The 13,370-nt window shown below is 65.6% G+C and carries 11 protein-coding genes and 1 pseudogene; 7 read left to right on the forward strand and 5 right to left on the reverse strand.

Annotated features, from left to right (window positions below):
• Positions 1-179: 179 nt before the first annotated feature.
• Together HLH45_RS07800 and HLH45_RS07805 are read right to left on the reverse strand one after the other, a co-directional pair.
• Positions 180-1,118: an alpha/beta hydrolase gene (locus HLH45_RS07800; protein WP_033479343.1), complete on the reverse strand. Its 939-nt coding sequence runs from the start codon at positions 1,116-1,118 to the stop codon at positions 180-182.
• 85 nt (positions 1,119-1,203) lie between these two features.
• Entirely contained in the window at positions 1,204-1,824 is a 621-nt protein-coding gene (locus tag HLH45_RS07805; protein ID WP_014089271.1) for a YiiX/YebB-like N1pC/P60 family cysteine hydrolase, read from the reverse strand.
• 228 nt (positions 1,825-2,052) lie between these two features.
• Here HLH45_RS07805 and HLH45_RS07810 point away from each other — a divergent pair, with 228 nt between their 5' ends.
• On the forward strand, positions 2,053-2,388 hold the full coding sequence (locus HLH45_RS07810; protein WP_008577573.1) for a DUF3817 domain-containing protein: 336 nt from the start codon (positions 2,053-2,055) through the stop codon (positions 2,386-2,388).
• A 38-nt stretch (positions 2,389-2,426) separates the two neighbouring features.
• Positions 2,427-2,731, forward strand: a pseudogene (locus tag HLH45_RS07815) (alpha/beta hydrolase family protein).
• Positions 2,732-2,777: 46 nt separating this feature from the next.
• Here the strand turns inward: HLH45_RS07815 and HLH45_RS07820 are convergent.
• On the reverse strand, positions 2,778-5,105 hold the full coding sequence (locus HLH45_RS07820; protein WP_008577571.1) for a S9 family peptidase: 2,328 nt from the start codon (positions 5,103-5,105) through the stop codon (positions 2,778-2,780).
• A 368-nt stretch (positions 5,106-5,473) separates the two neighbouring features.
• On the opposite strand from HLH45_RS07820, the gene HLH45_RS07825 reads away from it, so the two are divergent.
• A complete protein-coding gene (locus HLH45_RS07825) occupies positions 5,474-6,907 on the forward strand; it encodes a GAD-like domain-containing protein (RefSeq protein ID WP_033479337.1) in 1,434 nt (477 codons plus the stop codon).
• Between the two features lie 41 nt (positions 6,908-6,948).
• Here HLH45_RS07825 and HLH45_RS07830 read toward each other — a convergent pair whose 3' ends face one another.
• Positions 6,949-8,040: a DUF1615 domain-containing protein gene (locus HLH45_RS07830; RefSeq protein WP_008577566.1), complete on the reverse strand. Its 1,092-nt coding sequence runs from the start codon at positions 8,038-8,040 to the stop codon at positions 6,949-6,951.
• 502 nt (positions 8,041-8,542) lie between these two features.
• On the opposite strand from HLH45_RS07830, the gene HLH45_RS07835 reads away from it, so the two are divergent.
• The 4 genes from HLH45_RS07835 to HLH45_RS07850 all read left to right on the forward strand — a co-directional run bounded on the left by HLH45_RS07835 (position 8,543) and on the right by HLH45_RS07850 (position 12,554).
• The gene (locus HLH45_RS07835; protein ID WP_011346272.1) at positions 8,543-10,417 is read left to right on the forward strand and encodes a GGDEF domain-containing protein; all 1,875 of its coding nucleotides are present in this window, start codon (positions 8,543-8,545) and stop codon (positions 10,415-10,417) included.
• A gap of 108 nt (positions 10,418-10,525) precedes the next feature.
• Positions 10,526-10,999 carry an Rrf2 family transcriptional regulator gene (locus HLH45_RS07840; protein WP_008577562.1) on the forward strand — a complete coding sequence of 158 codons (474 nt, stop codon included), beginning with the start codon at positions 10,526-10,528 and terminating at the stop codon, positions 10,997-10,999.
• A gap of 102 nt (positions 11,000-11,101) precedes the next feature.
• Positions 11,102-12,001: an NAD(P)/FAD-dependent oxidoreductase gene (locus tag HLH45_RS07845; protein WP_008577560.1), complete on the forward strand. Its 900-nt coding sequence runs from the start codon at positions 11,102-11,104 to the stop codon at positions 11,999-12,001.
• A 358-nt stretch (positions 12,002-12,359) separates the two neighbouring features.
• Positions 12,360-12,554: a hypothetical protein gene (locus tag HLH45_RS07850; protein ID WP_033479336.1), complete on the forward strand. Its 195-nt coding sequence runs from the start codon at positions 12,360-12,362 to the stop codon at positions 12,552-12,554.
• A 227-nt stretch (positions 12,555-12,781) separates the two neighbouring features.
• Here the strand turns inward: HLH45_RS07850 and HLH45_RS07855 are convergent, their stop codons facing one another.
• Entirely contained in the window at positions 12,782-13,327 is a 546-nt protein-coding gene (locus tag HLH45_RS07855; protein ID WP_033479334.1) for a hypothetical protein, read from the reverse strand.
• Positions 13,328-13,370 lie beyond the last annotated feature (43 nt).

Below are 13,370 nucleotides of genomic sequence, written 5' to 3' on the forward strand. Positions count from 1 at the left end.
AGGGCGTGGCGTGTGTGGGAGTTGGCAAGATGTTGTGCACGCTACGCATCGGTTGTGCTCGCATGCCGGCCGCTGCCATGCGCAAACCGCTGGCGCAGCAACCGGTGGTGTCCGTGGCTGACCGCTGCGGTGCATGCCATTGCCTTGGGCACTTGAATATCCCGAGGCCATGCCTTGCGTCAGCGCTCGCTCCGATCGGCAGCCTTGCTCCCGAGCAACACCTTCAAGCCGTGGGTGATGCCGCGCGGCCCGATGCTCAGGTGGTCCTCATCGTTGAGAACCTCAAGCGTGAGATGCAACGACGGATAGCCACGCGCACGCAACGCACGCGCCATGTTCTGGGTATCGATGACCATGTCGTAGGTCTGGTGATAACGCACTTGCTCGTACTCACCGACGTACATGTACACCTGCGCCGGCAGATCGCGATGCGTGGCTGCAAAGGTCTTTTCCTGCGCCACCATGGCATGTTCGCCATACCAGTACGACGGGCTCCCGAGGATATAGCCAGAAAACATCTCCGGGCTGCTGAGCAGGATGTCCGTGCCGAGCAGGCCGCCGTACGAATGCCCCAGATACAGGCGCCGCTGTTCGTCGGTTCGGTAGTGGTTGGCCACAAACGGCAAGACCTGCTCGCGCAGGTAGCGGATATAGGCAGCGCTCTTGCCGTGGGTCGCCACCGGCGCCGCGTTAGGGCCGTCTTCCGGCGTCGGCGTATAGTCGCGCCTGCGGCTGGGCATGGGTTCCTCGCCGACGGCGTAGGACAGCCCAACCAGGATGAAATCCTCGATGGCCGGGCCTTCGCCATTCAAGCGACGTGCGATCTGTTTGACCAGCGCAAACGCGTAGTCGCCGTCGGTGGCATACAGCACCGGGTAACGCCGCTGCGGATTTTCCGCATAAGCGCGTGGCAGGTCGACGAAGACCTGATAGCGACGCCCCGAGACTGGATCCGGTACGTCCCAGACCTGCGTATCGGCCAGCTCATAAGGGTGGCCCTCGCCACGCTGGCTGCCCGGGGCATGGGCAGGCGTGCGCACTGCGACCGCTGCCTGCGGCGTTGCTGCTTTAGCCGGTGTCGGCGCTGGTGCCTTGCCGCAGCCGACCAACAGCGCGATCCCTAATCCTGCCAACATCGCATTCTTCAAAGCAGTCTCCTGCAGGGTCACCCCGGAATCGTCTGGGGACATCGGCATGCGGCGTTTAGTTCAGCCGACCCATCGAGGTCAACGCCGCCGTCGTGGCCATATCGTTCGGATTGGTGCCCGGCATGTCCTGCGGCACAGGCATGCCCTTGCTGCGGTAGAAATCGATCCAGTATGGCGAAATCTTGCCGGTCTGCAGGTTCTTGAAGTTCATCGGTTGCAGGGCGAACACGTGATGCGCGCGGAAGGCGCGCTCGATGAAATCCGAGCAGTAATAGCGGTTGTCGTCCTGCACGTAAGTGTCGTTGTAGGGCTTGCCAAGCATGCGCCATGCCTGGGCAATGGCATCGGGGATGGCAGGACGATGTTCGGGGGTGAGCCGATACACGAAGATCTGCCGCTGCTTGGCGGTGGCCTCATCGATGAATGCCTGCAGTGGCTGCTCGCGCGAACCGTATTCGTCGGCATGCAGCACCACCGCAACGTCGCCTGCATGCGCCACCAGCGCGACATGGTCGAAGCTGGGTTGCCCCTGGGTGGCAGTTGCATCGTCGATGGCGCCGCTGAGGCCAGTGTGCGCCGCAGTGACGAACAGCAGATCGCCATCGCGCACCTTCAGCGCCAGCGCCGTGGCGGGCAATAAGGCGACCAGCAGGAACAACAGCAGTGCGATGCGCATGGTGCGAGGCTTGAGGACGACGGAGCCGGCATTATCGCCGGGATGTGCGGCGGCGGTGCCAAACGCATGTGGGCACTGGGCGCGTATCACACGCATCGGTCGCAAGGCGCATGCGCTTGTCTGGCCATTTAACCTCAGCGTCGTTGAGTTGGACTGTAGACTGGCCTTGCCAGCGGGCGTCGCCGCCGCCATCGCGTCGCGGCAATCTCTGTCCGTCTGGAGTGTTGTATGCGTGTGTCTTCTGCGTTGTCGCCGATCGGCCGGCTGTTTGCGTTGGCTGCATTTTTCGAAGGACTGACCTGGGCCGGATTGCTGGTCGGCATGTTTCTGAAGTACGGGCTGCAGAGCACCGAGCTCGTGGTCTGGGTGTTCGGGCGCCTGCATGGCGCGGCGTTCCTGTTCTATGTCGCGGTCAGCGTGATTGCCGCACTGCGGCTGCGCTGGCCGTGGTGGGCATGGGCCTTGAGTCTGCTGGCGGCGTTGCCGCCGCTGGTGACGGTGCCGCTGGAGATGTGGTTCCGGCGTCTCGGCTTGCTGGGCCAGCGGCAACCTGTTTCGCACTGAGCCGCTGCGCGCGCAGCGCCCTGGCAGCACGTTCGCCGCTGACACCGGCCAATCCGATCAAGATGCCGGTGCTTCTTGTGGCCGGTGGCAAGGACGAGCGCGCCGGTCGAACACACCCACCGGATGGAGTGCGCACTCAAGGGTGCAGGCGTAATCGCTGTACTTCCCCAAGGAGGGCCACGGGTTCTTCATCGAGCCGCATCGACGCGGGTACGACACGCGCGTGCTGGCGTTTTTGAGGAAGCACTTGGGTGGCAGTACGGCCAAGCGAGTGGCCGCCGTGTCATCCGGGTCTACCCGGATGACACGTGTGGTGCGGCACCTTGGCGCGATGACGCGTTAGCTGCGGACATGGCGCAGCAGCGGCCACCGCGCCGCCTGCACGCCGCTCAATTGGCCGGCATCGGCTGCATCTGATACTGCGCCGGCGGGGTCGCACCGAGCAGGTACTGCACGAAGTAATCCCAGCGACGGCGGGTGACGTACGGGGTGAGATCGCCGTAGCCGTGCTTGGCGTTGGGCAGCATCAGCATGTCGAAGTTCTTGTTGGCCTTGATCAAGGCATCGGCCACCAGCAAGGTGAGGTACGGCGGCACGTTGTCGTCCAGGGTGCCGTGCACCAGCATCAGCCGGCCCTTGAGCTTGCTGGCGTGATTGGCGTTGGCCTGGTCGTCGTAATTGGAGGTGCCGTCGGTGTTGACGATGTGCTCGCCGTGATACTTCTCGGCCCAATCGTCTTCGTAGCCGCGATTGTCGTGGTTGCCGCTTTCCGACCAGGCCACCTTGAAGAAATCCGGATAACGCAGCATCGCGCCGGTCGAGGCGTTGCCGCCGCCGGAATGGCCCCAGATGCCGACGCGATCCAGATCGATCCAGGGATAACGTTGACCCAGCTCCTTCAAGCCGGCGACCTGATCGGGCAAGGTGTTGTCGCCCATGTCGGCGTACCAGGTGTCGTGGAAGATCTTGGAGCGCCACGGCGTGCCCATGCCATCGATGGCAATGACGATAAAGCCCAGTTCGGCCAGCGATTGATTGTCGCCATGGCCGGCGAGAAAGCTGCGCCCGCGCACCGAGCCGGTCTGCGGGCCGGGGTAGACGTAATCGATGACCGGGTACTTGCGCGTCGGGTCGAAGTTGGTGGGTTTGAACATCAAACCGTACAACGTGGTCTTGCCGTCGCGTGCCTTCACTGTGATGGGTTCCGGCGGTACCCAGCCGGCCGCCTTGAGGCGGGTGATATCGGCGGTGGCGATCGTGCTGACGGTGCGGCCGTCGCCGGCTTCGCGCAGCAACGTGACCGGCGGCGTGACCGAGGTGGAATAGGTGTCGACAAAACGTGCACCGTCGGGCGACAACGCGATGCTGTGATTGGCCGGTTCCGGCGTGAGCAACACCGGATCGCCGCCATCCAGGCTGACTTTCCACAGCTGCTGGTAGTACGGGTCCACGCCTGCGCTGCGGCCGACGCCGACAAACCATGCGGTGCGCGTGACCGGGTCCACGCGCAGCAATTCGGTGACGTTGCCTTCGCCGGTGGTGATGGCGCGCTTGGGTTTGCCGGTGGCCAGATCGTAGAGATACAGCTGGCCCCAGTCGCTGCGTTCGGAGAACCACACCGCCTCGTTGCTGGCCGGCAGATACGCCCAGTTGGCGGCGACCTGGCCGCTTTCGTAATAGGTCTTGACGGTTTCGTCGAAGGCGGTGCGCACCGCGCCGGTGCTGGCATCGGCGATACGCAACCAGGTCTGCTTGTGGAAGCGCGAGGTGGAGGCGAATGCCAGCGTCTTGCTGTCCGGTGCCCACTTCACGTCGTCCCACAGGCCAGGCGAGCAACTCACGTCGTCGCAGAGCGTGGAGCGATGTTGATCCGGCGGTGTTTTCAGGCGCAGCACGCTGCGGGTGGGCACGTCGATGATGACGCGCTCGATCATGGTCACGTCCTTGTCGCCGGCCAGCGGATATTTCCACGCCTGCAGTTCCGGATGTCCCAGCTTGGTGCTGACCAGGTACATGTCGCCGGTCTTGCGCTGGTCCTGCTGGAAGGTGGCGATCTTGCGGGAGTCCGGCGACCACGCCAAGATGGCATTGTCGGTGTGCTGCCAGCCGGCGTTATCGGTGGCGTAACCGAAGTTTTCCACGCCATCGCGGGTGAGCTGGGTTTCCTGGCCGCTGGCAAGATCGCGTATCCACAGGTTCCAGTCGCGTATGAAGGCTTCGCTGCGCTTGTCCGGCGACAGCACGCCCGGTTCCGGTTTGTCCTTGGCGTACAGCTTGCTGCAACGCGCACGCGCATCGCAGACCACGGCGGTGTCGCGCACGTTGAGGCGGTAGCGACCATCGGCGGTGACCTTGACCACCGGTGCGAAGGTGTTGGCCTTGAGCGGCTTGTCGCCGGTCTTCAATAGCTTGTTGAGCGAAGCAACCAGCGCAGCCTGTTTGAAGAGCGGTGCGGTCTTGCCGGTGCTGGTGTCCAGCTGCAGCAGCCGGTTGCCCTTGGCATCGTGATCGACATACGCCACGTGCGTGGCATCCAGCCAGTCGATGCGGGTGAGGGCGTGGTCCACCAGTGGCTGTGCGGCATAGCTGATCAGCCGTTCGGCGCGCGCGTAGTCGGCCTCGGTGACGGCAGGGGCTTGCGCGCCGGCAAGTGCCGGCAGAGCGGCCAGGGCAACGGCAAGGCACAGGTGCCGCAGCGGCAACGGGGGGGTGGGCATGAAGATTCTCCGGGATGAAAGGAGCGCGCAATGCGGTCGGCGCGACCGTCCGATGCTACCCGCCACGTGGGCTGGGCGCCTCTGCCAGAAGTCGTGCCCGCGTGGCCGAGAAAGCGGGCCGGCAATCGAGCGGTTGCCCAGCGGATCGCCCAGGCCCTGCACCACCGCTGCGTGGCGGCGCGGGGTCGATCTCCATCGCCATCGCCATCGTGGGCGAAGACACCCACGGCCCGCACGTGCGCCGCTGCGCGATCAGCCACCGACGACGTGCCCTTGCGCGATGAACTACGCTTCTCCCGTGCCCCAGCATGGCCATGCGGCACGATATGGGGTGTTGCACGCACGCAATGTTGACTGGAGGCCGTCTGATGTCCTGGTTTCGCCGCTTGGCACTGTCCCGCTTCCTCAAGGCGCATCCGCCAGGCAGGACGCAGCCTGCCGCCATGGATCTGATTGCCGCATATGCGCCAGTGCTGCCTGCCAGTCTGCTCGAGCTATGGCGTAAAAAAGGGCTGGGGCATTATGGACGCATGCAATTGGCGCTGATCGACCCCCGGCACTGGCAGCCGGTGCTGGATCGCTGGATCGTCTCGCCACCTGACGCAGTACAGCGTATTCCGATCGCGCTCACGCCCTTCGGCGCACTGCTGTACTACCGCAAGCTCACTGCCACCGACGAAGACGTGGTCTATGTGGATCCGGTCTCCAAAGCCACCGGCGATCTGAGCTGGAACCTCGAGGACTTCTTCAACCAGTCCCTCTGCGATGCGGCGTTCTGCGATTCCCTGATTCCATCGGCCCGGCTTGCCGCCGCGCGCAAGGAGTGCGGCCCACTCGCTGCGGGCGAGGTCTACCAGATCGACCAACTGCTGCTCTCGATGCAGATGCTGCGGGTCGACAAGGTCGATGCGTTGGCGCTGCACACCCGGCTGCGCGACGCTGTCGATGCCCCCGCACCCGTGGCCGACGCGCCCGCGACCGTTGCCGATGCATTGCCTGCAGAGCAGCGCCCTGTGTTCGAGGGCATCTTCCAGCACCCACAGGCGAGCGGCGACCTGCACGGCCTGTACCTGTCGTCCTATATCGATTGGCATCGCATGCTGTCACTGGAACCCGACGGGCAATATCGCCTGCTGTTCTGGAAGATCGATCATCGCAGCCATGCCCGTACCGATGTGCGTGCGTATTCGGGGCGCTTTGAGGTGACGCAGACCGAAATGGGCGATCGCTACCTCACCCTGGACATCCGCTTGCGCCGCGATTCGAGCGGTAGCGATGCCAACGATGCACAACTGCTGGTCATGCGCTCGGGTACGGAGATGTTCCTGCTGCGCACCGACGAACTGGCAGACATGGCAACGGCCATGGAGGGCTCGAAAACACTCGGACGCAGCGAGTACTACTTCCGCAAGGTGGGGTTGACCGATGCGTTCGTCCCGGAGCCATCCGGCGGGCGCGCCGCGCCACCGCTTGCCGATCTTCCACACGTGTTGCAGCAACAGGTGAATGCCGAGGCGATCATCGCCACCGTCACCTACGTGGACGAGATCGACCCGGACGCTGAAGACGACGGCTCCGGCACCGTCATGTGCACGCTGGACCGCGGCCAGGACGATGGCCTGCGCATGAACATGCCGCTACGCTCGCCATCAGGCACAGGGCGTGCCCTGGTTGGCTGGGTATGGGAGATGGACCCTGCCGCGTGTCGTGCCGGCATCAGGTATCAACGCGGCAGCGATGGCAAGGTGGAAGACGGCCCGGTTGTCGGCGATGTGTTGACCAATCGCCTGAGCACCGAATGAGGCGACAGAGCGCAGCGCCGGCAGCGCGGCGGCCCGCTCGTCTACTTGCTCATGCAGCGCTTCCAGCGTTCGTTCACTCGCTGCGCAAACCAGGCGGTGGTGAGCGTGCGGGTGATCTTTGGGCTTTCCAGGGTGATGCCGGGCAACACGGCACGCGGCAGCGGCTTGCCGGCGCTGCGCTCTGCCAACGCGAACACCTGGCGATACAGGTCGGAGTCGGCGAAATCTGCGGTGTTGCCGGCCTCCAGTGCGCGGCGGAGCTGGCGGTCGCTCATCGCCAACTGGCTGACCAGGCTGCGTGCGGCGCGCTCGGTGCTGCCGGGCGCATCCAGGCTGGCGCCCGGCGTGAGCAGGTCGCCGTCCAGGGCTAGCGCGATGCCGCTGGCCCTGCTCAGCGCGGCCTGGAAGGCGGCATTGCGGCTGGCGTACCAGCCGGCGTTGAAATCGGCGAAGCGGTACAGCAGCGCGTCGTAGTTGGCGGGATAGCCCAGCAGATGCTGGGTACCGAACCACAGCCCGCCACGGCGGCTGAAGACTTCGTGGCGGATCGAATCGCCGGGCGGGTAGGGGTAGCGCTGCGCATGCTGCTCGGCGAAGGCGATGCTCACCTGCATCGGCCCGGCGGTGTGCACCGGGTTGAACCCGTCGAACAGCCGCGCGCCCAGCGGCACGCTGCCGGTGAAGTCTTCGAAGATGCGGCTCAGTTCCTGTTCGGTGCGCGCGGCAGCGATGCGCGTGGCATAGCTGCGCCCATCCGGCGAACTCAGACGCAGGGCGGCATCGACCATGAAGCCGGGAATGTGATGCGCGCTGGCGCGGCGGTCGATCTCGGCACGCGAGATCTTGCCCAGGTTGGGCACGACCGGATTGGCCTGGTAAGTCGATTCCTGCTCGGTCACCGCCAGCACTGCGCAGATGTGCTCGGCGCTGGTGTCCAACGCCTGCGAGGACAGCGCCACATACACATCGTTGGCCCAGCCGGCGCGGTCGGGCAATGTTGCCGGCAGGCGCTGCGCGATATCGGCCTTGACCGCATCGGGCGAGCGTTGCGGGGCACGCGGGGCCTGTGTGGCGCAGGCCGACAGCAAGGCGATGGCGAGCAGGGTGAGCGCGCGGGGCAGGTGTGAGATCACGGCGTCTCCGGAAGATCGAGGGGCGGCAGCTGCCGTGCGGCAGTTTACGCGGCCGCGCCGGGGGAGCTTCACCCACCGGCGCGTGGGGTTGCCGTCTCGTCGCATCGCGATGGCAGGCGATCGAGCAGATGGGGTGGACTGCGTGTCGCCGTGCCTCAGGCGCATCGCGCGATAGCCAGGCGACGTGCGGGTCTGGCTGCCGTCTGCGCGTCCGGGCGATGTGCTGCGATCTCCCGTCATCCGGATTCAAGAGTGGCCCGCCTGGGCCGATAACGAACGCGACCGCTTGCGTCGATCACGTGCGCTGTCGTGTGCGTTGGTCATCATGACAGTCGCATCACCTCGGAACATGGGCGTTTGGCCTGAAATTCCGCTGGATTCCATCGCCATCCAACCGTGGGAGTGCTTGAAATGCCGCAGCAACCAGCAAGCCGCCACGTATGCGCAGATGGTATCGGCTTGGCGTGCGCACGTTGCGGCCCGTCCTCGACGTGATGACGCGATGAGCATGTGCGTGGTCCGGTGGCGACATGGGCTCGCCGCGTTTGCCTTGCTGCTGGGCAGTGGCATGGCGTCGGCGCAGCCTCAGCCGTGGAAGACGATCGAAGCGGCGACCATCGACGACCCGGTGGTCGCCTTGCAGATCGCACAGGGCGCACTGCAGCGGGCTAGCGGCGACCACGACGTGGAGGCCGAGTTCTGGGCCTTGCTGGCGCAGGCGCGCGTGCTTATTTCGCTGGAAGACAGCGAACGCCGCCAGGTGGCGCTGACGCAGGCGCGCGGAAAGCTCGACCAGCTGCACGGCAGCACCTCGCAGGCGCAGCTGTGGCTGGATATCGTGCAGGCGCTCAGCGACGTGCGCGAAAACCCCAATCGCGTCATGGTGGCGCGGCTGGAAGCGCTGCGCCAACGGGCCAGCGCGCTGGGCCGCAACGATCTGCTGTGCGAAGTCGAGGCGGTCGACATGTGGAGCATGCTCGCCTCCGGCAGCAGCGATGAATCCTGGAGTGCGGCGCAGGCCAGCTATCAATGTGCGGCGCGCGAAAAACTCCTGGGGCTGGAGCTGGATGCGTTGACGCAACTGGGCGCATTGGCCAGCCGCGTCGGTGGTCGGCCCGCCGAAGACAGCGAAACCGAAGACTATCTGCAGCGTGCGCTTTCACGCCTGCACGACCAGCCGGCGCGCTTCCAGCGCAGTCTGATCGAATACGAGTTCGGCACTGCCTTGGCAACCAGGCAACCCGAAGCGGCGCTGCTGCATTTCAGGCGCGCCTTGGCGCTCAGCCGCGAACTGCGCGACCAGGCCGGCGTGGCTGCAGCGCTGACCAGCGCCAGCGAGGCCCTGATCGAAACCGGCGATGCCGCTTCTGCATTGACGATGGCCCGCGAAGCCCTGCCGTTGATGCAGCAGCAAGGCAATATCGGGCGCGTCGCGGCGTGTCATGCCGTCTTGCTGCAGGCCTTGATCGCGTTGAAGGCTGAGGGCCTGGACGCCGAAATCGTCGCCGCCAAGGCCGCGGACGATCCCAACCTGACCTTGAACCGTCGTGCGCAACTGGTGGACGCGATCGCCCAGGCGCTGGCATTCCGCGGCCGCCATGCAGAGGCCTACCAGGAACTGCAACGCGCCAACGCGCTGCGCGCGCAGAGCCTGGACCGCCAGCGCGATACGGTGATGTTGCGGTTGCAGGCGCGCTACGAAGACGCACGTCGCGGCGCCGAAACGGCCGAGCTGCGCCGCCGCAGCGAGACCGCGCAGCTGGCGCTGCAGGCGCGCGAAGCGGGCCAGCGGACGCTGTGGATCGCGTTGTGCGCGGCCTGCCTGTTGCTGCTCGGTGCACTGGTGGTGCTGGCCTTCGGCGCACGGCACCGCCGCCAGTTGTCGCGGCTGGCGATGCGCGATGAACTCACCGGTCTGCCCAACCGGCGCGCCATTCGCACCGAGGCGCAGCAGCAGATCGAGCAGGCCTTGCGCTCGCACACGCCGGGCATGCTGGCATTGATCGATCTGGATCACTTCAAGCAGATCAATGACGTGTATGGGCACGCCACCGGCGATGCGGTGCTCAAGGCACTGGCCAGTGCGTCCCGGCTCGCCCTGCGCGCGCAGGATCGCCTGGGCCGCCTGGGCGGCGAAGAATTCCTGCTGGTGCTGCCGGGCTGTGGCGAAGAGGAGATTCCCGCGGTGTTTACGCGCCTGCGCAGTGCGGTGGCAGCGATCGACATCGCCGGCCTGCCGCCCGACCAACCGGTGCGCTTTTGCATGGGCGCGGTGCGCATCGTCGCCGACACCGGCCTGGATGTGTTGCTGAGCCAGGCCGATCTTGCGCTGTACGCCGCCAAGACCGCTGGGCGCGATCAATGGGCGGTGTGCTGATCCTGGTGCACGCACCCGCGCTGCGACATCGAGGCGATGCTGCGGCACAATCTGCCGGCCGATGGCGACCGCTGGTTGCCGTGAACCGATCGAACGACCCAGGACCGCATGCGCACCGATAGCCGCCTTTCCCGCATGTTGCACGTGTTGCTCCACATGGCCAGAAGCCCGCAGCCGATGACCTCCGAGCAGATCGCCAGCATGCTGTCGACCAATGCGGTGGTGGTGCGCCGGACCATGGCCGGGCTGCGCAGTGCCGGCTATGTGCAATCCAGCCGCGGGCACAACGGCGGTTGGCAGATCGGCTGCGATCTTGCGCAGGTGACGCTGCTGGATGTGCATCGCGCGGTTGGCGGCCCGCACCTGTTCGCGATCGGTGCCGATCACCCGAATCCGCAATGTGGGGTGGAGCGTGTGGTCAATGCGGCAATCGCCGATGCGCTGGCCCACGCCGAAGCGCTGCTGTTGCAGCGCCTGGGCACGGTGACGCTTGCCGCACTGGCGAGCGAGTTCGATGCCTTGTGCAGCGCGAGGGCGCCATCTGGCGGCAACGCGACGGGCAAGCGCACGCGGCAGCGCTGAATCGGGTCACTGGATGCGCGGCGCGATACCCGTGGTGTCTCCGCCGTCGATTAATGTAACATCGAAAGATACATTAATCGGTGTCGGCACCCAGGAGCGACCATGCAGCACGAGGTGATCATCATTGGCGGCAGTTATGCAGGGCTGTCAGCCGCCTTGCAGTTGGCGCGGGCGCGACGCCGCGTCTTGCTGGTGGACAGCGGCCGGCGGCGCAATCGTTTTGCCGAAACCTCGCATGGCTTGCTGGGCCGCGATGGCGCATCGCCCGCGCGCATCGCCGATGAGGCGCGTGCGCAGGTGCTGTCGTATGCCAGCGTGCAGTGGGCTGACGGCGAGGTGGTCCAGGTCCGCGGGCAGGCGGATGCGTTCGAGGTCGTCTTTGCCGATGGCAGCGTGCATGCCACCCGCCGGCTGATTCTGGCCATGGGGGTGGTCGATCGTCTCCCTGCGCTGGCCGGTCTGGCCGAACGTTGGGGCAGGCAGGTGTTCGTGTGTCCGTATTGCCATGGCTACGAACTGCAGCAGGGGCGCATCGGTGTGATCGCGACGTCTGCGCTTGCTGCGCATCAAGCCGCCATGCTGCCGGATTGGGGCCCTACTTGGCTGTTCTTGAACGACACGCTGGTGCCGGACGAATCCCAGCGGGCGCAACTGGAGACGCGCGCGGTGCATGTGGTGACCGGCGCAGTGGCGGCGCTGCAAGGCGAGGGCGATGCGCTGGAGCTGGTGCTGCACGACGGCCAGAGGTTCGCGTTGGACGGGGTGTTCATCACCACCCAGACCGAGATCAGCCCGTTGGTGAGGCAGCTTGGATGTGCCACCAGCGAGGGGCCTTTCGGTCGCCTTCTCGCTGTGGACGCCATGCAGGCAACGACGGTGCCGGGCGTATTTGCCTGTGGCGATATCGCAAACCCGGCCGCATCGGTGGTGTTGGCGGCAGCCGGCGGCGCGATGGCCGGCGTTGCAACGCATCGCAGCTTGATCTTCGGCCTGGGTAGCTGACGATTGCGCCAGTAGCGACGCGCGTGCACGCCAGCGGTGTGCGGGCTGCGACTCAGCGCCGCATCCCCGACTGACGCAGGTCCTGAATTGCAATCCTGTGCTTGGCGAAAACAGCAGTGCAAGAGCGCGCAGCCGGTGACGAATGACGGCCAAGCCCACCTGACGACTGCGCAGCGGTTGGTCGCTCTGAGCGGGGGCGCGTAAACTTCGCTGCCATGTGGATAGAAATTCAGTCTTGAAAACACCTCGTCCATCACCGCCGCCGGCCTCTGAACGCAAGAGTTCACGCCTGATCGACTGGCTCGTGCGCGGCGTGGTTGGTATCGCGGTGATCGCATGTTGCGGACGTTTTTGGCTATTGGGTGAGGCAGTCTTCGAAGGACGCTATGTCAGCGTTATTCGTGGCCGGCCGGCACGGATCTTTCTGGTCGATAGCGACCCGCATCGCTTCTGGATTGCTGTTGGCTGGGATGCACTGCTGAGCTGCGTACCGTTGCTGATCGTCGGCGGGTTTGCATATGCAAGTTGGCGCGCGCGCAGTCACTTGCGGTGATGGCACGGTTGGCGGCGATTGCAGTCTTCGTGCTGCATGACCCGGCGTGTGCGTGGCCACCGATCATGCGACGTCGCTGCCATCCGATACCCAGCGGTTGAGGCGCGGCGGCAGGCAATCGTCTGCAGCGTGCAAATGCTGGTGCGCGGCGCAAACGGCGTGTCGAGCAAACAGCGCTGACCAAAAGCAGGCCGGATTCGCATCGCCCCGGGGCGCTCGCACAACCATCAATGCGCTTTTTGCTTGCGCGAAGGTCGCCGCGCACCGTGCCTGGGCCAGGTGTCGTAGCTGTAGACGAACTGCTTCTGGTCGGCCCCCGCGGTCGGGTCGCAATGCCAGGAACCGGCGACACCGCCGGGTTCCAGCACGCCGCCGATCTCGCGTACCGCCTGCGCTTCGAAGGCGCAGATGGGCCCGTAGACGGCCACATCCCAGTCTGGTCGCGACGTTGGATGCGCGTGCTGTACCAGCACGACGTCGCTGCCATGGAAGCGATGGACCTGCGCGGCATGTTGGCGATCGGTGCTGAAGTAGCAGGGTGCACCGATGCTCAGTACCACGACGTCGCCGTCGCGCGACACCGCGCACTTGCCCTGGTGTTCGCCCAGGCGGATCACACGCCCGCCCACCGTTGCGGTGGTCACCGGATAGCGCGTGGTCACTTCCGACATCGGCTGCGATGCTGCGCTTGCCGATGCCGTCTGCGCGCGTGTTGGTGTCGCAGTGACCGGCAGTAGCCAGACCAGCAGGGCAATGATCAAATGGGCGCGCATGCAACGTCCGTGTCGAGGGCGCGGCAGTATCGCAGATCCCGCC

This window comes from Xanthomonas euvesicatoria, assembly GCF_013112235.1.
Taxonomy (GTDB): domain Bacteria; phylum Pseudomonadota; class Gammaproteobacteria; order Xanthomonadales; family Xanthomonadaceae; genus Xanthomonas; species Xanthomonas euvesicatoria.

What these genes read in the sequence shown, in the direction of transcription:
- HLH45_RS07835 (WP_011346272.1), top strand. Translation starts at nt 8,543, where the DNA reads ATGAGCATGTGCGTGGTCCGGTGGCGACATGGGCTCGCCGCGTTTGCC.
- HLH45_RS07810 (WP_008577573.1), top strand. Translation starts at nt 2,053, where the DNA reads ATGCGTGTGTCTTCTGCGTTGTCGCCGATCGGCCGGCTGTTTGCGTTG.
- HLH45_RS07805 (WP_014089271.1), bottom strand. Translation starts at nt 1,824, where the DNA reads ATGCGCATCGCACTGCTGTTGTTCCTGCTGGTCGCCTTATTGCCCGCC.
- HLH45_RS07845 (WP_008577560.1), top strand. Translation starts at nt 11,102, where the DNA reads ATGCAGCACGAGGTGATCATCATTGGCGGCAGTTATGCAGGGCTGTCA.
- HLH45_RS07820 (WP_008577571.1), bottom strand. Translation starts at nt 5,105, where the DNA reads ATGCCCACCCCCCCGTTGCCGCTGCGGCACCTGTGCCTTGCCGTTGCC.
- HLH45_RS07825 (WP_033479337.1), top strand. Translation starts at nt 5,474, where the DNA reads ATGTCCTGGTTTCGCCGCTTGGCACTGTCCCGCTTCCTCAAGGCGCAT.
- HLH45_RS07855 (WP_033479334.1), bottom strand. Translation starts at nt 13,327, where the DNA reads ATGCGCGCCCATTTGATCATTGCCCTGCTGGTCTGGCTACTGCCGGTC.
- HLH45_RS07840 (WP_008577562.1), top strand. Translation starts at nt 10,526, where the DNA reads ATGCGCACCGATAGCCGCCTTTCCCGCATGTTGCACGTGTTGCTCCAC.